Origin of the sequence: Pseudarthrobacter sp. NPDC092202 (assembly GCF_044755505.1) — a bacterium.
Classification (GTDB): domain Bacteria; phylum Actinomycetota; class Actinomycetes; order Actinomycetales; family Micrococcaceae; genus Arthrobacter.
On the sequence record NZ_JBIVRG010000006.1, the window covers coordinates 55094 to 76575 of the forward strand.

Consider the following 21482-nt stretch of genomic DNA (forward strand, 5'->3'; position numbering starts at 1 on the left):
CCCGCTGAAGCAAGAATCGGCGGCCGGAGCGGGTTCTGCAAAAGATGTCGCGCGACTCAGTTATCCGCGATGGCGAAGATCACGACGATGATGATGATCGGGATGAGCAGCACGCCCGCGCCGGCGGCGAGGTGCTCCCAGCTGAACGGCGAGTTGAGGAAGGCGATGAAGCCATCCCACAGGCTACGGACGGAGCCCACGGCCCAGGCGAAGAAGCCGGTAGCCCAGCCGATGACGGCGGTGACCGAGACTCCGCTGAGCGCGCACAGCCCCACGATCGTTCTGGTGTTCCTGAGCATGGCCAGTCCCCTCATTTCCGGTCCTCGAACAGCAGGTAGTACAGCCCGATGTGCGGGATGACGAGCACGGCGAAGGCCAGCCAGGCCCGCTTCGGGTCCTCGATCACCCATGTGATCCCGTCTTTGACGGGTTCGGCGTACGCGAGCACCGGCGCAAGAACATCGGTGCGGAAGACCACATGGAAGATGCCGTAGGCCATTCCCAGGGCGATCGCCAGGGCAAGGCTCCGGCGGATTGTCAGCTGCGCCCGCGGGCTCATCCCCCGGCGTGGTTCCGCGACTGCCGGATCCCAAGTCTGGTGGTCCGTGTCGTAGTCGTGCATCACTTCATCCCGTCTCCTTCGAATCATCATTCATGTCCATTCTATGAGAAAGGCTGAATGACGAACAGAAACGATGCCCAATGGTCAGTCGAACTCGACGTCTGCACCGACTGGTGCGGGTGTGGCGAGCCCCCTGCCCGCCTGCGGGGCATGGTTCTTCGCCGCGGATGCGCGGCGCTGGGCGGCGAGCTGGTCGAGGGTGACCCCGACGGGCCGCCCGAGGCGCTGGCCGGCTGTCCGGTAGACCTCACTGTCGCGGCGTGCGCCGATGGCGACGATCTCGCGCCGGGTGATGCCGCCGGGCGGCTCGGGCCTGACGTCGCGTGAGACGATGCGCAGCGGCGGCTTCTCATGGGGGTCCGCACCGACGTAGGTTGTGTCGCAGTCGGAGAGGTCGGCAAAGCGGGAGTCGTAGTCCAGCGGCTTAGTCGGGTGACGGCGGCCGTTGAGCCGGTGGAGCATGACGATGGTGGCCTCAAGGAGCGCCTCGTCCCGGCTGTGCGGATTCTTCAGGGCGCGCTGGTTGAGCCGTTCGATGTCCTGGCGGGCCCCGGGGCTGAGATGGACCTTGATCCGCAGCCCCTCAGTCATCGTCGAGCACCTTGCGGATCATTGACCGGGCCGGCTCGCCCAGCTCATCGCCGAGCTCATCGAGGGTCAGGCCGGGCTCCTCGGAGGCGTCGGAGGCACGGATGCGGCGGGAAAGCTCGGCCTGGAAGGCAGTCTCGTCGGCGTGGACCCGCCGGAGCAGGTCGACAAAGTCCGCGAACGGGATTACGGCGGCCTCGGGGACGTTCCCGTCACCGAAGATCAGGGGCTCGGCATCCCCGGCGCGGAAGCGCTCGAGCAGGGTGCCCAGGTCGGCGGCGGTAATCTTCTGGGTCGGGGCGACGTTCACGGAGAACTTCGGCAGGGAGCCCTCGCGCGGGGCCTGGGGGGTCTTGTCGTCAGTCATGGTTCCAGTCTATTCGTGGTCGAATGGGATGCCAGTGCCTCATATCCCACCATCTCTGATGGACACTGAGTCGCTGGGGAATGGCGTAGCGGGGCAGTTGAAGAGAAGCAGGCCCGCGCCCTGCGGCCCACTGCGGGTCGAGGGCGCGGGCCATGCATCAGAACTCGCCCGAGCCGGGCTGGACGTCGAACACCGGCACGCCGAGGGCCTGCCAGGCGCGGATAACCCTGGGCCGGTCATCCAGCGCGAGCAGGACGTCCCACCGCCCGCGGATAAAGGTCTCGTAGATCTCGGGCTTGACGATGTCGTCCGGCCGGCGGTCGCCCTGTCCGCGCATGAACAGAGGGCAGCTGGCAGCCCACTCCCCCACATGTTCGATGAGCCAGGCGTAGGTCGCGCGGCCGACGTCCCAGCCGTTGTCGTCCAGGACCGGCCTGCCGGAGCAGAACACGATCTTAAGTCCGGCAGCGTGCAGGGCGCGCACGGTTTCGATCACCGGCGGGTTGGGCAGGTCCCAGGGGACGAGCCGGTACTCGTGGTGTCCCCTGATGAAGCGTCCGTCGGGAAGGGTGTGCGTGGCGACCGTCCCGTCGATGTCGACGATCACGGCCGGCGAGAGGACCGCGGCCGTGGCAGTGCTGATTTCTGTCATGGTGGGTCCCTCCTTCCGGGCGGTGAGGCTATTCAGTAGACGGACGCTCGGCCTCGACGTCGAGCGGGACGATCGCCCCGAAAAGTCCTGCAGCATGCTGTGACCCGTGCGGGACTGCCAGCAGGTCGGGACCATCGGGCATGACGCCGGACTCTCCGCATGTGGGACACGTCCATGTCCAAGTGACAGGCGCGTGCACGACGCGCCTGTCGATGATCACCCAGTCGAAGCGGTCAACCCAGTCCTCGCGGCCGAGAGGCTGGCAGAGATCGGCGTCGAAGAGGGCATCGGGCACTGGCGTCCGGCTGCTCATCGCACTCCTTCTTCGGCCGGTGCTGGACCGGGCTGGGCCACCCAGTACTCCCCGAGGGGCTGGATGGTCCCGTTCTCATGGCCATGGCAGGTCAGTTCGAGAGAGCCCGCCCATTCGTGGGGACCCTGGGTAATCGCGGTGCCAGCCGGCACCTGCAGCGGAGCGTGGTCGTGGCCGTGGTAGTCGCGGCAGGCCGACTCGTCGTCGTTCGCGAGCTTGAGGGCGCAGCACGCGCAGAGGATGAAAACACCACTGGCCAAGGTCAGTCCCCGCCTTCCTGGTTGTCGTACTGGCTGACATAGCCGATGAGAAAGTTGTCGTCGACCGGATCGAAGCCGTGCTGCTCTGTGAACTCCGCGTGGTACTCGGCAGGGTCCCGGTCTCCCGGGTGCGGCCGGACGGAGCCGATCGCGTTGGCGATCCACTCCAGTTCGTCGGCACCGGACCACTCCGGCTTGGTGCCGAGGCCGAGGGCAATGGCGTCGACGATGTCGGTGTCGGTCACAGGTCCGGGGTTGCCGTTGGTCCGGGACAGCGGCCTGCGGCAGTCGGGGATGAATCCCATGGCAAGCAGGACGGTCACCGGCAGGTGGTGGGCGTGCCAGATCGCGTCGGCGGCGTCGGTGGGGGAATCGCCCGAGGAGAGTCCGCCGGAGAGGTACAGCCGGTAGCCGGCGACCTCGATGGTGTCCGTCTCGCTGGAGTTCAGCGCCTCTTCGAGCTCGTCGATGACCCTGCGGCCGACGCGTTTGATGACCTCCGGGCTCGGCTCGCCCTCGGCGTCCAGGTGCATGTCGGGGTCGAAGTCCTCGACCAGCTCCTCGAGCTGGGACTCGGGGTCGTCGAACCGGAACGATTCAGGGTCCGCGGTCTCTCGACCATCAGGCGGCCGCGTTCGAAGTCGATCGGCTTGGTGCGGTCGGCCGGGACGGCGATGGCCGCGGTGAGCATATCGGCGCTCATGGGTTCTCCTTGGGTCGGGATGTGGGTGGGGTCGGCTCAGGCGGCGGATTGCTGTGTCTTCGCGGCGGCGTGCTCGCGGTAGAGGCGCACAGCCAGGTCGACGCAGTAGCAGGTGAACAGGAAGTGGATGTCCCAGTCGCGCAGGTCCCACTCCCAGGTGTCGGAGCCGACGGTGTCCTCGTGCTCAGCCAGCCATTTGTGGGCCTCCGACTCGCTGTCGGCGTGCCAGCGGGCGTCTTCGATGATTTCCATGCGCCGCTCGGCAGGGGAATGTCGTGGGACCTCGATGTCGGCGAGCTCCATCCAGTTGTGTTCCTCTGTGAGCCGGTCGAACTTCTCGTCGGGGATGCCGTCGGTGCTCCAGAGGGCAGCGCGCACGGCAGCGGCCGCGTTCCGGCGCTCGTGGTTCAGCACGGTGCCGGTGGCCGCGAGGTGCTCCTGGGCGTTCCAGTGGGCCTCGAAGAGCGCCAACTGTGCGTCCCCGTCAAGGCCGCGCAGTTCGTGCAGGCGCGCCAGCAGCGCCAACTGCTGATGGTGGACCTCCTGGGCCTCGGTGCCGAGTCCCTCGCTTTCTTCGAGGTGCTCCCGCACCAGCTGGATGAAGAGATCTGGGTCGTACTGCTTTACTTCGCGGGAGCGGCCGCCGCAGAGCTTCTCGGCCCAGTAGCGGAAGTCGATGCTTGGCGCACCGTCGGAGTAGTAGCCCTCGCTCTTGCCGGCCGACGCGAAGAACCCGATCATGTCTGGTTCTCGGGTGAACATGTAGCCGTCGGCGATGTCGCCGCTGGTGGCCAGGTGGCCGGGCCAGGTGGTGACGTCCCAGGACCACATGCGGGTCCCTGGGGCCTGGATCCTGAAGTGGCGGTAGAGATCCTCGTCGTGCAGAACGACGAGGACGTGCTCCCGGGTTTGGGCGAGAAAGTCGGCGTACGTATGGGCGTACGGGTTCTCGGGCTTGACGGTGTCAGGTGCGGACATGGCGGGTCCCTTCCGGGTCTGCTGGTCAGGGTTGTGGTCGGGGCCGTCCGCTCGGGCGGTGCTCAGAGGATCGGCAGTGGCCGGCCGGAGGGCTTGTAGTGGCCGTCGGCCTCGTCGAGCACGGCCTCGGTGAGGAGCACGGTGGCGGGCATGAGGAACGCACCCACGAGCGCGGCGAGGCGCTGCTCGTCGGCCAGCACCCGCTCGGGGATGCTGCCGCGGGAGCTGAAGAACATGTCGGCACGCTCGATGAGGCTGGCCCGGCGGGCCTCTCTGGAGGTGAAGTGCTCGGCGACGGTCTGTCCGGGGCCGTACTCGGTGATCACCGAATAGAGCGCGGCGGGAACCTCGGTCTTCTTGCGGGTTGTGCTCACGTAGACCTGGACGCCCCATCGGCGGCAGAGCTTGGCGATGGCGTTAACCACGCTGTCCGGGGCGCTCTCCCACTGCCCGGAGCTGGACTGGTACAGCTCGTGCACTTCGTTCGCGGCGGAGGCGTCGATTGCGCCCAGGACGACGTCCGAGGCGGTCAGCAGCTGCGCGCACATGCGCAGCCGGAATGCTGGCGAGGGGTAGTGGTCGTGGAAGACGATCCGGTCGTCGTGGCAGATGACCAGGTCGTAGGCACTGTCGGGGCCCGGCACGAGCTCCTCTGAGCCGGCCTGGATTCCAGTGGCGGTCATGGCGTGCTCCTTCGAAGCTGCATTGGCTGTGTTTATGGGATGGGAAGCAGGAGGCGCGGGCGCTCCGACCTCTCGTGGAGGTGGAGCGCCCGCGCCGGTGCCGTCGGTCAGACGGCTTCTGCGACCTGCTGCTGGTCGCCGGCGGTACCGGCGTCCTCGTCGTCGACCAGAAGGGTCGGGTCGATGCCCGCAGCGCGCTGCGCGTTCTTCTCGTCACGCTCGGTGAGGGCGTTGACGATCTGTTCGTAGCTGCTCTGGATCGGCGGGTTCTTCGCCGTGCCGTAGGAGAGCACGTACTGGCTCTTCATGGCGCGCGTGAACGCGACGTAGAACATCCGCTTGGTGTCCTGGGTCATCTTCGCGTCCTCCTTGTAGAGGACGACGACGTTGTCGAACTCGAGGCCCTTGGCACCGTGGATCGTCGAGACGACGAGATCGGCCTTGGACTCGAGGTTCTTCCGCTTGCGCTCCTGGTTCTTCTGCTTGTTCACGTTCAGCTTCTGCTGGTTGCGCGTGATCTCGAAGGACAGGAGGTTGTCGCGGAGCCGGTCGAAGAACACGTTCGCAGGCAGACTGCCCTGGTTGCACAGGGCCACCCAGCCGTTGATCGCGGCGCTGTTCTCGACCCACCACTCGGAGATGGTGCGCAGGATTGCCTTCTCGACGTTGACGTTTCCGGCATTCTTCGTCAGCTTGCCCATGTTGTCCTTGATCCCCTGGGAGACCACGAACGAGGCGTTGGCCGGCTGCACCTGCAGGACGTCGTTCCAGAAGAACTTGATGTACTTCGAGAAGATGTCCGTGGCGTAGACGCGGTCGCTGACGAGCGAGGCCACGTGCTTATTCGGGTAGGCCTTCTCGAGCACTTCCTGGATCAGCGCCACCTCACGGCGGGCGTAGGCCAGGAAGGCCACCTGCTCGCCGCGGTCCAGGCAGGCCTGAACGTACTCCGGGATCACCGTGTTGCGCACGAGCGGCTGCAGGTCGTTGGCGATGAAGCCGGTCAGGCGGGCCACCTCGTGGTAGTTGAGGGTGACCTTCTCCTGGAAGGAGTCGGCCGTGGGCACCGCCAGCGAGTTGGCCTGCAGCTGGATGTTGGCGAACTGGTTGGTCTCCAGACCGCCAAGCACGACGTTCGCGAAGTCGAGAATCTCCTGGTTGCTCCGGTAATTCGTCGTGAGCCGGAAGGTTGCGAAGACCCCCGAGCCCTCCAGCGTGTTGAGCGCCCTCGGGTTGGCCGAGCGGAACTCGTACAGCGTCTGGCTGGCGTCGCCGACGATGAACAGCGACTGGGCGTGCTTGGTTATGTACTTCAGCACGTAGATGAACTCGAAGACCGAGTTGTCCTGGACCTCGTCGATGATCAGGTACTTGCTCTGCACGTGGGCAGGCTCGGACATGTCATCGATCTTCTGGTAGCAGATGATGATCTGCAGCTCCAGCGAGGTCTGCTCGATGCGGTCGAGCAGCGCGATCACCTCGTCGAAGTGGTTCTCGACGAAGGTGTTCAGGGCCGTGAACGCGCCGGTCTTGTTCTGGTCGACCTCCAGCAGGCGGTGTCGGAACGTCGCCGCGAACTGGCTGTTCGGGTAGAAGATGTCGATCGAGTTGATGATCGTGTCGATGGCCGAGACCTTGTGGGTCGGGTGGTTCATCGAATAGATGTCGATGATCATCTTGGCGATCGTCATCGAGCCGACGTTCGGGTTCTTCTCGGTGATGTTGTCGGCGGCGGCGTTGGTGAACGACAGGACGGTGATGTCGCTGGCGGGCACCCCGCAGGTCTCGAGGTACTTGATGCGCTCGAGGATCACGGTCGACTTGCCTGTGCCCGCGCCGGCCTGCGTCATCACCAGCGGCTCGTGCGTGCTGAGCGCGTCGAGCTGCTGCTTGGACAGGTGCGGCGGGAACACCGCCGCCGTGGCTGGCTGCGGCGGCGTGATGAGCTGGCCCTTCATCCGCTCCAGGTGGTCGAGGGTGTGGTTCATCAGCAGGCTGAGGTTCTGCTTGGACAGCTTCGCCGCGATCGGCGCGGAGAACGTGGTGTCCAGCTGCTGGTGGATCCGGCGGTACGCCTCCAGCGGGACGTTGTAGTTCTCCAGGTAGCGCAGCTGCACCGCGAGCATGTTCAGCTGCTCCTCGGTGGGGCTGGCCAGCATGTCCTGCACGTACTGGCAGACCGTGTCGGAGATGGCCTCGGAGTCCCAGATCCGGGCCAGGCGCGTGATGCGCTCGTAGATCGGGTACTCGTCCATCCAGTCGGCGAGCTTGTCGAGGTTGGTGGCACTCAACCCTGCGGCCGAGAGCACATCTTCGATGAACTCACGGGCGTTCTCGGCAGGGCTGGTGTCCCACTGCAGGAACACCGCCGCGTCGTGGTTGCCGTAGCCGACGGAGCGGGACACCGAGACGGCGCGCTCGGGCTCAGCCACGCCCTGCTTGAGGAAGTAGAGCTCCAGGCGGTACTGGATCACCAGGTCGCGGCGGATTTTGTCGCCAGCCTTGTCCTCGTACACGGTCAGGGCCTGGGGGGTCATGTCGAAGTGCACGTCCCAGGAGTTGGCCGGCGTCGGAAGGTCGAGCTCGAAGCGGTCGTCGACATGGGGCACCGGGAGCGTGAACGAGCCGCCCGAGAGCAGGGATCGACGTGTGATCGGGGCAAGCGGCACCAGCGCGGTGGTGATGTCGTGGTGGGTCGAGCTCTGCTTGACCTCGATGTCGCGGTCCACCGCGTAGGCGGTGTTGGTCGCAGTGTTGATCGGCCGCAGGCTCTCGTTGAGCAGGCCGGTCTTCTTGCCGGACCCGGTCAGACGAGAGGAGAAGAACTTCGGGTCGACGGTCTTCTGGGCAGCGACGGCGGCTGCGGAAAGGTCGATGTCGTCAAGCAGGATAGGCATGGTGTCGTCTTTCTTCGAACGAATCAGTAGGCAGGTCGAGAGGGTTTATCGAATGGGAGCCGTATAGACCATACTCACAGGAGATGAATGGTCAGTCGAATGCTCTTAGACGAGCGCTTGGGTCACGGGCGCGGGCATGAGAGCGGGAGGGCTCGCCTCTGGCGACGAGCCCTCCCGCACTCCTCTCAACCCACCCGTCAGGGGCCGTGAGGCCCCTGAATCCGGGCGCAGCGGCGTCAGCCGCGCGGACCCGGACACCGCGCGCTACCCAGGCGCGCGGTCGTTCATCGCAGGCTCACCTCTTGGGTAGGCCCGGCGGGAAGCACCTTCAGTCGGCGTTCCAGGGATTGGCCTTGGTGACGGACCCCGAGGGGTCCACCTCGACAAGGCCGAGCATGATCACGAGATCACGGCAGTCGGCCGCGTCCTCGGAGTGGGCGGAGACCAGCAGCCGTGCGTCGTCGCAGATCTGCTCGCTCCTGTCTTCGGGCTGTGCTGCACGGATGGTGGTGTGGGTGGTCGTGATGGTCATGGCGGTGACGTCCTTACTTCCTGTGGTGGAACGCGATGCGCGTACGCACGAGCACCCCCACCCCGGTATCCGGGACAGGGGTGCTCGAACGCAGTGTGGTGCCGGATCAGTCGATGGACAGTGCTTCCGGCTCGTCGGAGACGGCGGCCGCAGGTGGTGCGGACGGGACTGGCGCTGCCTGGGCGGCGAGCAGCCGGTCCTCGATCCACACGCGCACAGCCTTGCCGGCCGGACGCGCACCCTGGGAATCGACGTAAGTCTCCTCGGCGACGGCACGCAGCTCGTCGTCGGGGATCGACGCGGGCAGTGTCTGGCCCAGGCGGGGCCTGGCGTCCAGGATCCGTTCGCGCTGGCGGCTGTACTCCGCCGCGAGGATCTCCCGGTAGGCCTGCTCGTCGACCGGGTTGAAACCCACGACGAGTGAGAACCGCCCGAGCAGCTCTGCGTCGAAGAACTGAGCCAGCTCCTTGGTCAGGGACCGGTGGGAGACCGCCGGCGGGGCCGAGCCGAAGCCGACCGGCTTGCGGTTCAGGGCTTCCCGCGCGGCGTTGGTCGTGCAGATCACCAGCGCCTTGGAGAAGTCCAGCACCTTGCCGTGGGCGTTGCGGATGTAGCCCTCGTCGAAGGCCGAGAGGAACAGCCGCTGCACGGCTTTGTCCGCTTTCTCGAACTCGTCGAGCAGGATCACCCGGTGGGGGTTGGACTCGAGCGTGTCGAATGGCAGCTCGCGGTTGGAGTCCGAGCCCACGTAGCCGGGAGGTGCCCCGACGATCTTCGCGGTGTCCGAGGGAGTGTGGAACTCCGTCATGTTCAGGATGATCGGCTCGGTGCCGGTCATCTGCTCCGCAATGATCTTCGCGGTCTCGGTCTTGCCCACGCCCGAGGCTCCGGCGAGCATCCAGGTTGTCGGGGTCGACGTCGGGAACAGGTCCAGCTCCTCGCGGGCCAGGCGGTCCACGAGTTTCTCGAGCACGTCGGCCTGTCCGCGCAGGCGGCCCAGCAGGGTCGCCCGGAGGGTTGCGACGTCGAACTCCGGGCGCTGGGCGTTTCCGGTCATCAGACGCTTGGCCACGTCCAGGACGCGCTTGGTAGTCAGCGGCACCTGCGGGATCGACCGCAAGGTGTTCACGAGTGCCGTGTCTCCGGCTGCCTCGGCCTGGACGATGAGCTTCTTCTGCTCCAGCACACGGTCGGCCATCGCCCGGTCCAGCAGCGTGATGGCGCTGTCGGGGCGGTGCTGCCCGGCACGGGAATTCTCCTCCGCGATCCGGACCGTCTCCGCCAGGACGTCGTCGGAAACCGCGATCTGATGGCGGTAGTGCGCCACCAGGCCCGGCCGGACGCTGCCGAGCACCGTGAGGGTTTGCTCGACGGTCAGTTCGTCGACGATGAGCGGGGTGAAGCGCCGCGCGAAGGCAGGGTCGTCGTCGAAGGCCCGGGACTCGGTGGAGGTGGTGGCACCGATGACGCGCATGTCGCCGCGGGCCAGGGCAGGCTTGAGCACCTGCGAGACCTTTCGCAGCACTGAGTCGGTGTGGGAGGTGGATCCACCGGTGATCTGGTGGATCTCGTCCATGAACAGGATGACCTTGTTCTTGGGGTCTGAGGCGAAGTCGATGACGGTCTGGACCTTCTCCTCCAGCTGCCCGACGATGCCGGAGCCGGCGACGAGGTTGGTGATGGGCAGCTCGTAGACGGTGAAGCCCTTGAGCTGGTCCGGGATGAGGGTGTCGCCCAGGGCGATCCGGCGGGCGATGTCCTCGACGATCCGGGTCTTACCAACGCCGGCGGAGCCCTTCAGGAGCACGTTCGGCTTGTTCCGGCTGATCAGGACGGAGAGGACCTGCTCGATGAGCGCGTCGCGGAACATCGTCGGGTCAGCGTTCTTGAACTTCTCGTTGTAGTCGACGAGGAGCTCCTTGACGGCGTCGTCGGACTGGCCGCCCTGGCTGGGGATGCCGCCCATGGGCGGGAAGCTCGGAGGCATGCCGCCGCTGTTTGTGTCGTCGTCGGAGCCCGACGTGAAGTTGTTGAGGCCCATCGCGGGTCCCTCCTTCGGTGGGGTTCGCCGGGCGGCGCGCTGGGTGGGCGCGCCGGGATGCCTGGCAGGGTTACGGGTAGGTCTGAGGGAGGAGGAGACGCCGGCCGGTTCGGCCGGTCGGCGTCTCCTCCATGGCTGGAGGGCAGGGTCAGAGGACCATGCCCAGCAGCTTCTGCCGGATGCTCGGGTCGATGTGCTGCATGCCGTTCGCGTACGCCTCGGCGGAGCGGACCATGTACTTCCAGTCCATGGCCGAGCACGGGGCGTAGTAGAGGTTCGCCGGGTGCTCCTCGCGCCTGGCCGGCGGAGGCCACTCGAAGTCGGTGATCATCAGCGACAGCTGGCGCTTGCGCTTTGGCGAGGCGTTGATGTAGTCCCAGATCTGCTTGAACTCCGTGCCTCCGGTGACCTTGGGTACTTTCCGGAACTCATTCCAGATCTGCCGCGTCGACTTGTTCTCTACTTTCAGCAACGTTTCCTGGGAGAGCATGTGGCTGAACGAGTTGAAATACAGGTTGACGTTGAGCTTCTTGGCGATCTTGATCAGCATCAGCACCGCCTCCTGGTAGTTCTCCTCGGAGATCGATCCGGAGGTGTCGATGTAGATGTGCAGGTCTGGCATGTACTGCACCGAGGTGATCCGGCCGGGCTTGTTGAAGTCGTCCGGGTTGCGTCGGTTGGCCTTGAGGAAGGTCGTCTTCGTGGTCCGGTAGATGTTTTGCGACTTGTTGACCTTGCCCATGCGCTTGAGCACCCGGGTGATGTCCTTGAACAGGTCCAGCTTCGTGGGCGGGGCCTTGCGGAACTTTACCTGGGCCGAACGCGAGCCGGGCTGGCCCGGCTGCTGCCGTGCGCCCATGGCAGCGGCCCTGGCAGCTGCCCGCGGGAGCGAGGTCAGCTTGGACAGCGCGGCGTTGGAGACGACTTTCACGGGCGAGGCGAGGGACTGGTTGATGAGGTTCCACTCCCCCGTTACCTTCGCGGCGGTGGCGCGGGCGTGGGCCTCGACGTTGACCAGGACCAGCGACCGCGGGCAGAACAGCTCCCCGACGGTAAACGGCATGATGCCGGTGTCGAGGGCAGCCGCGCCTGTTGAGGCGGCCTTGCGCCGCTGGTCGACGTAGGTCATCAGCATGCGAATGACCAGCCGGGCGAAGGAGAACTCGTCGTTGCCGTCGGAGTCGTCCTTGCGCAGAAGCAGCGACTCGGTCAGCCCCTTGAGCGAGAGGTTCGCGAAGTCGTTCAGCAGCCGGAGGGTGTCTGCGGGCATGGCGTTCGCGCCGGCCATCGCCTGCAACTGCTGGTTCAGCCAGATCTTGAAGCCGTCGAAGGCGGCAGAGGACTGGAACCAGAAGCCGAGGGTGTTCGGGTGGTAGGTGTAGGCGACGGAGGCGAAGAAGGCGCTTTCGTCGGCCGAGCCGGCGAGCAGGCCCTTGGCCGCGGGGATGACATCGTTCTGGGCTGAGTACAGGACCCGGGCTGACGGCGCGGGCCACTTGTTTTGCTGCCCGGCCTGGACGGCGAACAGCTCACCCACCGGCAGGGGCGTGCCCTGGTCATAGCTGACCAGGGTCTGTCCGAGTAGCTCCTTGGCGTTCTTTTCAGCGGCCGGGTCCATCGTTTCGCCGAGGCAGCGCATGACGATGTCCAGGACGTCGCCGGTGATGTCGTGGCCCGAGCCGTCGACGATGCTGGCCGGAGCGCTGGGGTTCAGCGGCTCCAGCAGCGGGTCGACCAGGACCTTCTGGATGGCCGGCATGGGGTCGTAGTCGCCCGTGCACGAGATCGTGTGCAGGGCGTCGAGCACCGCCGGCTTCTGGTTCGTGACGGTGATCGTCATCGTGGTCTCCTATTGCAGTCTGAGGCGACGGGTGTCGTGGGGTGGCGGGGAACGCTCCGGAACGGAGCCGGTGGCATCCCCCGCCGCCCGGTGCCGGGTCGGCTCAGAGGAAGGCCGACAGGGACGGCTTGACCGCGGCCACGATCGGCGAGTCGACCTCGAGGAACGCCTCCAGGTTCTGCCGGTCGAACTGCCCGGTGGTCACCAGCTCGAACAGGGTACGGGTGTGCTCCGGTTCGATCTGGACGGCCGCCTGGGCCAGCTGCTCGATGAGGCGGGAGTTGTCCTCCTTCTCCTTCATCGCGTAGAGCAGCGAGCCGGAGACCTCGTTTTGGGTCAGGCCCGAGATCTGCGCGGCGAGGTCGGTGACCGTGCCCGCGGACTTGAGGGTTGCGTAGCAATTCGGCTTGGGCACGTTGACGCGGTTGTGTGCCGGGCCGCCCGAGTTCGAGGCAAGGTCTTCGGCGATGACCGCCACGAGCTGGGTGGTGAACATGGTGTCGCCGGTGAATGCCTCGATGGCCTCGTTGAGCAGTGAGGTTTCGCGGCTGCCAATGTGGACCGGGGTCGCGAGGTGGCTCGCCAGTTCCTGGCGGTCGACCTTGTTCAGCCACCGTGAGAGGTGGTCGATGGTGCGCGGCGTGGTGAGCTGGTTCATCTCCTCGCCGCCGTCGAAGAGCTCGGCCATGGTGACGTTGCCGTCGTCATCGTCGTCGTCGCGGCCGTCGGCCACGATGGCGTTCGGCGTCGACTTCTGGAAGATGAGTCCGGGGTGCTGGGTGAGGACCTTCCTCACCCAGGGGTTCAGCGCGTCGCCGAGGACGGACATCAGGGTCGCTGCGTCGGGCTCGACGTGGAAGATCGCGAAGCGCGAGAGCGAGGCCTCATCGAGGGTCGTGACGTTGCCCTTGTCGTTGCCCGCCACGACGAGGCGGACGTTCTCCGGCAGTTCGATGTGGCCCATGCGTCGCAGGGTCACCAGGGTGAGCGCGCCGGAGGTCACGTCGGAGGTCGTGCGGTTGATCTCATCGAGGAAGAGGATCGGCCACTCGCGCGGATTTTCCAGCGCGTAGTCGATGCACTCCTGGATGACCTGGTGCGGGTAGAAAACCTGCTTGTAGGACTGTGTCCCGTCGCTCTTTTCGTAGGGCACCAGGCGCGCGCCGGTGAGGTCGGCCTTGTCGGCGAGCTGGTTGCAGGGCAGAACGAAGGCCTTGGTACCCATCGAGTAGGCGAGGGCCTCGACGAAGGAGGACTTGCCGATGCCGGGCTCGCCCATGAGTGCGGGCGTGGCCCCGACCTCGAGGGACTGCTGGATCAGGGTCGTCAGGGTGTCGTTGAACTTCATGGGAATGTCTTTCTGGTCGTGGGTGAGCTGTGAGCAGGTGAGACGGGGAGACGGACCCACGGCAGGGCTGAGAGCCGTACGGGACATGTCGGAAGCAGGGCCACAAGGCCCGGTGACGGGGCGGTCGGGCTCAGAAGCCCACCGCCTCTCCATCCCCGATCGGGCTCCGCCCGATCCAGTCTTTGTTCCACCGCCAAACCGATGGGCAACCCGGGAGGTCACCCCGCTTCGGCGGTGGCCTCCCGTGCCGCTACGAGAGCCGCAGCACGGTCCAGCAGGAAGGGCCTGCCGTTACGCATCTGGGCGTGCTTGGGCCGCGGCTCGATGACCGCAAGTGAGGTCTTGTACAGCAGCCAGGCCTCGTCACCGGAAGAGAACTGCGCGCCGAAGGACCGGTAGGTGCGCAACGGCAGCTGCATGCCGGTGTAGAGCACGCCGAGCACCGAGAACTCCCAGCGGGAGCGGTCGTTGTCGAAGTCCTCGGATGTCTTCAGCCGGTCGCGGGAGCCGGCCAGTGTCTGCTCGACGATGGCCTCGGCGTACGGGATGTCGGGCATTTCGCCGTCGGTGCCGACAGCGGTCGAGGGGATGCTGATGCTCGGCTTGGCTTTCGCTGCCAGCTCCGCGTACAGATCCTCTACCGAGGAGAACCGGCCCGAGGACGGCCGTGCTGCAGCGTGTTCGACGATGCGCTGCGGCACCGGATTGCGGGTGAAGGTGCACCAGTGGTCCAGGAGGATCTCGTACCAGCCGTGTTCCTCGCGCAGGACGCGCTTGTCAGCGGCAATCGGGAAGTCGTGGAGGTTGGCGGGTAGCGGGGCGACCAGGTGGAAGCCCCGGCCCGACATCGACAGCTCCGAGTATAGGATTCCGGGCAGGCGCAGAATCTCGGCGGCCACGTCTGCCGGGCAGCCGGGTTCCACGTCGATTACCACCAGGCCGTCCGAGGGTGCCTGCAGGTAGAACGCCGCGTTCGCCGCGTTCGGCAGTGTGTCGGCGAGTTGGTCGAGGGTGAGCAGGCAGGTCGCGTCCAGGGCGAACGCTCCGCGCAGGGGGCCTGCATGGCGGCAGCCCGCATTGCAGCCGTCGAGCAGGTGCCGGACGTCAATAGGTGCCTTGCGGCCGGTGTCTTCGTCGTCGAGCTCGCCGAGCCTTCCTGAGATGGTCCAGCGGCAGGCGGTCGCCAGGGCGCGGATCGCGGGGTTGTCGTAGAAGCTGGGGAAGATCGCGCGGGGATCGACGGCGGTCACATCAATGCCTTCTTGTCGGGAGCGGATGAAAACAGAGCCGCGTTGCACCGCGGCTCTGAAAGACGAGACCCCCGTACGGCGTGGATGCCTGCACGGGGGTCTCGTCTGGGGTTCGGTCGGTCGGATCGGCTTTAGATCAGCCCTGGTAGGTGATCCCGGCCTGCTGGGCATCGCCGGAACCGCCCCACGGGCCCTGGCCAGCGGGAGCACCCACGGCCGAGCCCGCATTCTTCAACTCGGCGTTCTCACGCTCGAGGCGGGCGAGCTTCTGCTCGGGCGTCTCCTGCTGCGGCTGCACCGCGGGGACCGGGGCGGGAACCGGAGCCGCGGGAGCTTCCGGAAGCACCGCGACCGGTGCGGTGGCGACCTGCGTGTGCACCTGGGCCGGAGTCGGTGCCGCGACTGGAGCCGCGACGGCGGGCTGCGGGGCCGGGAAGGACAAGCCGTCCTCGACCTCGGTGGCGACCGGCTCCTCGCCGTTGCCGACGGCGGAATCCGTGCCCGGCTGGGCCTGGACCGCGCGGGGCGGGGTGTTGAAGACGATGCCGCGGGCCGCGAGCTCGCCACTGGCGACGCCGCCGGCGTTGTAGTAGCGCGGGGTCTCGTGCACGATCACCTGGTCGAGGGACAGGCCGCGGTTGGCGAAGTTCTTCGGCTTGTAGACGCGCAGCACGAGCGTCACGTCCAGTCCCTGTGCCAGCTCCTGGCCGGAGGTGTCCTGGTCGTAGGTGCCATCGCCCTTCTCGGACGGGATCGCGATGATCGGCAGGTTCGTGCCCTTGGAGTCGATCGAGTAGTTCGCGCCCGAGGCTGGGTTCTTCTTCGAGGTGTAGCGGCGCTCGGAGACGAACTGCTCCTCGACCGTGGGGTTCGCCGGGTCGGCGAACTGCACCTCGGCCTCGGTGATCGTCGCCGTGGTGTGCGGCTTGCCCACGGGGCTCATGCCGTTCTGGACCTTGCGCTGGTCGCTGGCGGCGAGGGCGGCACCCTCGATGAGGCTCGTCAGCCGGGCGAAGGCGAGCTTGCCGCGGATGAAGACGCTGGTGCCTTCGGTGAGCTGGTTGGCGGAGATGGCGTAGTTGGCCATGGTGGCGGGTTCCTTCTGTTGAGTGATTCGATGGTTCGTGGCGGCCTGTCGGACTGATCTATGACTCGTCTATTCCTTCTCCTATTCTATCAAGACGCACTGGACTACGAGTAGAATGTGCATGAGGACTCGAATGGTCGGAAATGGCGAGCAGGATAGAGAGGGACAGGGATGACGGATACGATGCACAGGCCCGAGGAGAAGGTCGCTGATGCGGCTCCCCCGGCCCGGGTGGCGGTGCAGCGGAGGGACCGGCTGGGGCCTCTCGGGTATGGCCGTGGACCGGTACTGGCGGCTGGGCTGATGGCCGGCGGGGCGCTGTTGTTCGCAGGCTGGGGCGCGACGCAGCTCCTCACTGCTGACCGGAGCCCGGCGAGCAATGCGGCGGCAGCTTCCCAGCACGAGGAGGGCACCGTGACGGTGACCCTGCCGGACCGGGACCGCAACGGGGTCCCGGACGCCTTCGAGGACAAGGCCGGCGACGGGGGGTCCACGGACGGTCAGGGTTCGGGCACCTCGGCGTCGGGCAAGGGTGACGAGGACAAGCCGGCACAGCTCCCCGAGCCGAAGCCTCAGCCGCGGGTTTACGTGATCCAGTGGGGTGACACCCTCACGGAGATCTCGGCGGAGACCGGAGTGCCGATCGGGACCCTGGTCGAGGAGAACCGGATCCAGGATCCGAATCTCATCTATGCCGGCGCTTCTCTGCTCATTCCGCCCACGGCGTGAGAGCAGGCCTGGGGCCCGGACAACGCTGACCTTCAGCGCTGTTCGGGCCTCTTGCTGTGTCCGGAAACGGTCAGACGGCGGGTCCTGCAAGCATCTGCTGCAGCGACCTCAGCCGCAGCAGCTCTTCCTGCATGCGGGTGACGTCGTCTGGCTCGTAGTCCTGGGGATAGTCGAGCTTGTACTCGCCGAGCAGCTCGATCTTCGCCTCGACGAGTCCGTTCAGATCAAAGCCGTCGACAATTGCCTGGGCAAACTGGAGAAGGCCTTTTTCGTAGGGCACGTCCGCACCCAATGCCCAGCAGAGTGCCTCGAAGCAGCTTTCGTCGTCGTCTACGGTGATACCGTGGGCGCTGATGACGCTATTGGCGGCTTCTTCGGCGGCATCCTTGATGGCGGCGCTTGCATCAGTCATCGCCTTCGCTCTCTTCTTCCTGCCGGACGTTGCGGGCAGGCGTCTGGATGTCGAGCCAGATCTGCATGGCCTCAAGGACTGTGGAGGCTTTATCCTGCTCATCGAGCTTGATAAGGGTCGTCCACCCAAGTTGTGTGAGCGTTTCGACGGTGTATTCGCCGTGGTTGAGCTCGAGAACCCGATACAGTCCTGATCCAGGGACTTCGTAAATGGTCTGACCGGCTCGATGGGTTTCACGCAGCCGCTCGTACTTGACTGGCAGCTGGGCTGCGCGGAGAGGGACGGTCATGGGCTACTCCTGTGGGTCGAGGCTCTCAAGAACAGACGATTCGGTAACGGTGGCCGCGCCGCGCACCGCGCGGCTGCGACCACCACGGAACGACCCCCGGGACCGGCGTGAGCCGGTCCACGGTCTTTCCACCGGTTCCCCCGGGACGCAAAAGACCCCGCCTCGGCCGAAGCCGGGCGGGGTCGATCGAACGCCAGAAGAAGTGTTGCGTCGCTCTCAGGCGGCGTCGGTGTCGGCCTCACCGGGATCCTCGGCAGCGTCGTGCTTGTCAAACAGGAAACCCCGGGCCTGGCCGCTGGCCATCATGTCTCCGAGGTGCGCCAGGAGCACCGCGCGCTGCGTGGTCCGGCGGTCCTCCAGCGGGTCGTAGTCGCGCAGGGCATCCAGGTTGACCACCCAGCCGTTCTCGCGTTCGACGGCTTCCTCAAGTTCGGAGCCAGCGGCGACGGTCATACCGGTGAAGTCGTGGTCGAACTCGGGTGTGACGTCGAGCCGCTGTGTCGGGTCGTCGATGTAAAGCGTGTCGCCGAACAGCAGCCCGCCGGAGCGGTCGAAGGCGGCGAGAAAGACGCGGTCGGCGCGGGAGGTGTTCTCGACGTGCACGGCGGCCACGGCGTCGTTGGCGAGAAAGTCCGTCTGGCTCAGACGGGCATAGGTGCGTGAGCGGGCTTCGTAGCACCACATGATCGACCGGGCCTCGTCGAATCCGCGGAACTCGTCGGAGGGGGGCTGCATATCGACCATCTGATGCTCCTTCACGGGCGTGATCACCTTAGTCCGGCGGGACATCACGATGTACGGAATCGCCGGGCTGTGGTTCCCATCCTTCCACAGGAGTGGAAAAGATTCCACTCAAATACCAAACGCCGGCACGAGGAAGACGTCCGCAGGGTGGTGGGACCCCGCGGCGGGATCAGTCTTGAGCGGAATCAGGGCTCTTGGGAGGGTCGTCGAGCTGCTCGCTCTTGCGCGCCAGTTCCACAATGGCCCGGATGCTGGCCAGTGCGCCGTCGCTGAGCCCGTGCACACGCAGGGCGATGGTGCGCTCCTGCGGGGTCAGCTCCTGCTCGGTGGCGCTGTCTGGCTCGTTCTCCTCCAGGAAGTAGGACAGGGGGACGTCGAAGGCGTCGGCCAGGGCTCGGAGGTGCTGCAGGCGGGGATTGTGGGCCTCCCCCTTGCGCAGTTGCTGCAGGTAGCTGAGCGACATCGAGGAGATGCCGCGCTGCTCCATTCTCTGGACGATTTCCTGCAGGGTGACGGGGCGACCGTGTGGTCCCGCCGTCTCCGCGAACAAGCGTTCTAGTCGCTGGGCGATGGTCACGGAGCTGGATCCTCCTCGTGATTTCAGACATGAAGTCATCGAGACGAACGGTGCACGCGACGACACCTTCATACTAGTGGAAGATCTTCCAATGCGGTGGCATCGGCACATTTCCGGTTGCGCCGGAGCAGCGGGCAGTCCTAGCCGGCCGTGGGCATGTACGCACTGGCTCCGAGCATCACGGCGGCCGCCAGGCCGGATCCGAGTGTGAGCTCGAGGCGTGTGTGGTGCTTTAGCTTCAGCCGGGCGAAGGCGACCACGGGCAGCAGGGTTGGGAGGGCGAGCAGCCACCAGGGCGAGAGCAGCATCGCCGCGAGGACGACGAGGGAGGTGAAGCAGAACGCGTGCATGGAGACTTTCGGTCCCAGGAGGGTCACTCCCCCGGCAAGGACGAGCCCGGCAACCATCGTCGGCAGGATCCACAGCAGCGTGGGCGGTGCGTCCAGCAGCACCGCCGTTGCCATGCCTCCAAGCACAGACGCCACGCAGACCAGGAAGACCCACCAGCGTTGATCGCGCCGGGTGACGTGTCGGTCGGTGAGCTGCTCGCGCCGCACCGCGACATGGATGGTTGCTGTCGGGATCACTGCGCAGAAAGAGCCGATCAGGATGCCCCATCGGAGACCAACCCATGTATGCGGGTGGCCTGTGACGCCGCAGAGGACGCAGATGAGGAATACGGACACAGCGGGCGCGAACACGTCACTGAGGATCCGGGCGGCCCGGGTCGCAGGATCGCCGGCCGCGGGGATGCGGATTTTCGTTCCGTTCCCGGTCATCGCCCGTCCGTCCCATTCATGGCACTCATCGCCACTCGGATCTCGTAGAGGCTCTGCACAGAGGCGGCCAGGGTTTCGTCGTCTTTCAGCTTGAGCGTGCGGAGCCGGCTCAGGGCGAGTGTGAACCACCCGAGGCTGGGAACGGCGTTCTCGCCGCTGAGATGGCGCACCAGCCCCGCCGACAGGTGCGGATCCTCGGGGTGCTGCCTGTGCAGGGGTTCCAGTGCGGGGTCGTGGTCCTCGCGGATGAGTCTGAGCGCGTCGTGGGTTTCGATGGTGAGCCTTGAGAGCGTCATCAGCTGATCGAACCCCTGCCTGTCTTCGGGAGGAAGCTTTACGTCGGGATGAAGAGTGGTGGTCGTTCGCCACAGAGGTACGACGACCTCGTGCGCGAGGCGGAGCGCGAGCCTCACCTGCGTTTCTGTGCTGATGCGGCGGATGACCCCTGTTGCGAGTCCCAGGAAGAAGAAGCTGACAACGGTGACGAGGAGTTGTGTCCTCAGTTCAGTTCCGCCGACGACCGGACTGCCAAAGAGGTCCAGGAGTGATGAGCCGATGAACAGGGCAGATCCGATGGCCCCCGTAAAGACGAATGCAACCGGAAGGCGGGCGGAGAAGGGTTGGTTCTTCTGCGTCATGGTCCGCCAACAGCCGACGGCAACTACGGCAGTTGCCGCGGCGAATGCAGAGAGGTACAGGAAGTTGTAGGAGATCAGCGCCCAGGCCTGGCCGCGGGCAAGGGCGGCGTCGATGTCGACCCGGTCGTAGATGGTGCCGTCGGCATGGACGGGGATGAACCACACCAGCACGGCCTCGCCCAGGGCGATGATCCCGGCGAAGAGGTAGATGAACCGGGTTGCACGTCGTGAAAGCGGAGTCGCGCGGAACGTGAGGATGAGCAGCGCCACGGATACCTGGGCGGTCAGGATGGCAAGGCGCTTGAGGAGGTCGACGGCAGGTCCGTCTAAGGGCGGCTCCACGCCACGGCAGACCGTGGCCACGAAGAGGGCGGCACAGGTGACCCTGAGAAGGTTAACCCGGCGTCGGCGTCCTTGATACAGGGCAGAGACGATGATGATCAGGCCCATGGTGATACCGACAATGATGATCTCAGTCATCAGATCTCATCGTCCTCGTTTGATCCGGACAGGAAGGCGAGGACCTCGCTGCGTTCTTCCGATGCCCGCCGCTTCCGGTGCAGAGCATCCATCAGCCGCATGCCGGTGGTCTCGGCGCGCTTCTCCACCGGATCGTCGAACATGCTGCGCAGATGGGTGCAGTCGGTGTCGGCCCGGACGTCGCCGTGCAGGATATGGGCGAACTCGTGGAGGATTGTCTGCTCAATGTTGAGGGGCGGGAGCTCAGGGTCGTAGAAGACGTGGGCCACTCGTCCGATCACAGTGGTGAGGCCGCTGACCTCATGATGGCGCATCTCATCCGGGATGGGCCGTATCACGATCTCGAGGCCGCAAGCTGAGGCGATGGCTTTCCCGAGTGCTTCGAGGCTCAACTCGTTCGGCCAGTCGAAGAGGTCGAGCTGAGCGGGCTTCGGGGTGCAGCTGGTGGGACCGACCTTGGCAGCGCCTTTGCGCATCAGTCGGGCGAACAGGGGGTGACGGGGCTGGCCGTTCCGAGGCGTATTGGCGGTCGCAGCGGATGGAATGAAGGCAGGCATCAGCGTTCCTCTAAATAGCGAGAAGAGCGGACACCGCCTGTCGTTTGTCAACGAAGGGGTACAAGTCCAGTAAAGTTCCGTGTCACAACTTTACAACCTGGGAGGGTAAGAAAAAA

Annotated in this window: 25 protein-coding genes; 1 reads left to right on the forward strand and 24 read right to left on the reverse strand. The window is 65.9% G+C overall.

The window, feature by feature from the left end; genetic code table 11:
• Positions 1-56: 56 nt before the first annotated feature.
• The 17 genes from ACIQF4_RS11270 to ACIQF4_RS11350 form a co-directional block, all read right to left on the reverse strand.
• Positions 57-299, reverse strand: a complete 243-nt coding sequence (locus tag ACIQF4_RS11270) for a hypothetical protein (RefSeq protein WP_142938892.1) — start codon at positions 297-299, stop codon at positions 57-59.
• An 11-nt stretch (positions 300-310) separates the two neighbouring features.
• Positions 311-625: a hypothetical protein gene (locus ACIQF4_RS11275; protein WP_142938891.1), complete on the reverse strand. Its 315-nt coding sequence runs from the start codon at positions 623-625 to the stop codon at positions 311-313.
• 81 nt (positions 626-706) lie between these two features.
• Positions 707-1213 (reverse strand): hypothetical protein, encoded by a 507-nt coding sequence (locus ACIQF4_RS11280; protein ID WP_400514684.1) that lies wholly within the window; start codon positions 1211-1213, stop codon positions 707-709.
• Positions 1206-1577, reverse strand: a complete 372-nt coding sequence (locus tag ACIQF4_RS11285) for a hypothetical protein (RefSeq protein ID WP_056387433.1) — start codon at positions 1575-1577, stop codon at positions 1206-1208. The genes ACIQF4_RS11280 and ACIQF4_RS11285 overlap by 8 nt, the downstream gene beginning before the upstream one ends.
• A 157-nt stretch (positions 1578-1734) precedes the next feature.
• Positions 1735-2229 (reverse strand): hypothetical protein, encoded by a 495-nt coding sequence (locus ACIQF4_RS11290; RefSeq protein ID WP_142938889.1) that lies wholly within the window; start codon positions 2227-2229, stop codon positions 1735-1737.
• A gap of 28 nt (positions 2230-2257) precedes the next feature.
• Complete coding sequence (locus ACIQF4_RS11295; protein WP_400514687.1) at positions 2258-2542, reverse strand: hypothetical protein; 285 nt, start codon at positions 2540-2542, stop codon at positions 2258-2260.
• Positions 2539-2802 carry a hypothetical protein gene (locus ACIQF4_RS11300; RefSeq protein WP_142938888.1) on the reverse strand — a complete coding sequence of 88 codons (264 nt, stop codon included), beginning with the start codon at positions 2800-2802 and terminating at the stop codon, positions 2539-2541. Before ACIQF4_RS11300 ends, ACIQF4_RS11295 begins: the two co-directional genes overlap by 4 nt.
• Positions 2803-2804: 2 nt before the next feature.
• Positions 2805-3335 carry a hypothetical protein gene (locus tag ACIQF4_RS11305; RefSeq protein ID WP_400514689.1) on the reverse strand — a complete coding sequence of 177 codons (531 nt, stop codon included), beginning with the start codon at positions 3333-3335 and terminating at the stop codon, positions 2805-2807.
• Between the two features lie 206 nt (positions 3336-3541).
• On the reverse strand, positions 3542-4483 hold the full coding sequence (locus tag ACIQF4_RS11310; RefSeq protein WP_400514691.1) for a hypothetical protein: 942 nt from the start codon (positions 4481-4483) through the stop codon (positions 3542-3544).
• A gap of 62 nt (positions 4484-4545) precedes the next feature.
• Complete coding sequence (locus ACIQF4_RS11315) at positions 4546-5166, reverse strand: hypothetical protein (protein ID WP_142938885.1); 621 nt, start codon at positions 5164-5166, stop codon at positions 4546-4548.
• A 107-nt stretch (positions 5167-5273) separates the two neighbouring features.
• Positions 5274-8063 carry an AAA family ATPase gene (locus tag ACIQF4_RS11320; protein WP_400514693.1) on the reverse strand — a complete coding sequence of 930 codons (2790 nt, stop codon included), beginning with the start codon at positions 8061-8063 and terminating at the stop codon, positions 5274-5276.
• A 328-nt stretch (positions 8064-8391) separates the two neighbouring features.
• Positions 8392-8595, reverse strand: coding sequence for a hypothetical protein (locus ACIQF4_RS11325; RefSeq protein WP_400514695.1), 204 nt, complete (start codon positions 8593-8595; stop codon positions 8392-8394).
• 106 nt (positions 8596-8701) lie between these two features.
• Positions 8702-10636: an AAA family ATPase gene (locus ACIQF4_RS11330; protein WP_400514697.1), complete on the reverse strand. Its 1935-nt coding sequence runs from the start codon at positions 10634-10636 to the stop codon at positions 8702-8704.
• A gap of 148 nt (positions 10637-10784) precedes the next feature.
• Entirely contained in the window at positions 10785-12476 is a 1692-nt protein-coding gene (locus tag ACIQF4_RS11335; protein ID WP_400514699.1) for a hypothetical protein, read from the reverse strand.
• 103 nt (positions 12477-12579) lie between these two features.
• Positions 12580-13824, reverse strand: a complete 1245-nt coding sequence (locus tag ACIQF4_RS11340; RefSeq protein ID WP_400514701.1) for an AAA family ATPase — start codon at positions 13822-13824, stop codon at positions 12580-12582.
• A gap of 218 nt (positions 13825-14042) precedes the next feature.
• Positions 14043-15122: a hypothetical protein gene (locus ACIQF4_RS11345; protein ID WP_400514703.1), complete on the reverse strand. Its 1080-nt coding sequence runs from the start codon at positions 15120-15122 to the stop codon at positions 14043-14045.
• Between the two features lie 88 nt (positions 15123-15210).
• The gene (locus ACIQF4_RS11350; RefSeq protein ID WP_330194200.1) at positions 15211-16161 is read right to left on the reverse strand and encodes a hypothetical protein; all 951 of its coding nucleotides are present in this window, start codon (positions 16159-16161) and stop codon (positions 15211-15213) included.
• A gap of 171 nt (positions 16162-16332) precedes the next feature.
• Here ACIQF4_RS11350 and ACIQF4_RS11355 point away from each other — a divergent pair, with 171 nt between their 5' ends.
• Complete coding sequence (locus ACIQF4_RS11355) at positions 16333-16890, forward strand: LysM peptidoglycan-binding domain-containing protein (protein WP_400514705.1); 558 nt, start codon at positions 16333-16335, stop codon at positions 16888-16890.
• Between the two features lie 70 nt (positions 16891-16960).
• Here ACIQF4_RS11355 and ACIQF4_RS11360 read toward each other — a convergent pair whose 3' ends face one another.
• The 7 genes from ACIQF4_RS11360 to ACIQF4_RS11390 form a co-directional block, all read right to left on the reverse strand.
• Entirely contained in the window at positions 16961-17302 is a 342-nt protein-coding gene (locus ACIQF4_RS11360) for a hypothetical protein (RefSeq protein WP_142938877.1), read from the reverse strand.
• Entirely contained in the window at positions 17295-17591 is a 297-nt protein-coding gene (locus ACIQF4_RS11365; RefSeq protein WP_257371019.1) for a hypothetical protein, read from the reverse strand. The genes ACIQF4_RS11360 and ACIQF4_RS11365 overlap by 8 nt, the downstream gene beginning before the upstream one ends.
• Positions 17592-17807: 216 nt before the next feature.
• Positions 17808-18335, reverse strand: a complete 528-nt coding sequence (locus ACIQF4_RS11370; RefSeq protein WP_316963748.1) for a hypothetical protein — start codon at positions 18333-18335, stop codon at positions 17808-17810.
• A 169-nt stretch (positions 18336-18504) separates the two neighbouring features.
• Positions 18505-18822 carry a transcriptional regulator gene (locus ACIQF4_RS11375; RefSeq protein ID WP_056387481.1) on the reverse strand — a complete coding sequence of 106 codons (318 nt, stop codon included), beginning with the start codon at positions 18820-18822 and terminating at the stop codon, positions 18505-18507.
• Between the two features lie 230 nt (positions 18823-19052).
• Complete coding sequence (locus ACIQF4_RS11380) at positions 19053-19691, reverse strand: hypothetical protein (protein WP_400514709.1); 639 nt, start codon at positions 19689-19691, stop codon at positions 19053-19055.
• Positions 19688-20809 (reverse strand): hypothetical protein, encoded by a 1122-nt coding sequence (locus ACIQF4_RS11385; RefSeq protein ID WP_400514711.1) that lies wholly within the window; start codon positions 20807-20809, stop codon positions 19688-19690. Before ACIQF4_RS11385 ends, ACIQF4_RS11380 begins: the two co-directional genes overlap by 4 nt.
• The gene (locus tag ACIQF4_RS11390; protein WP_400514713.1) at positions 20809-21366 is read right to left on the reverse strand and encodes a hypothetical protein; all 558 of its coding nucleotides are present in this window, start codon (positions 21364-21366) and stop codon (positions 20809-20811) included. Before ACIQF4_RS11390 ends, ACIQF4_RS11385 begins: the two co-directional genes overlap by 1 nt.
• Between the last annotated feature and the right edge of the window lie 116 nt (positions 21367-21482).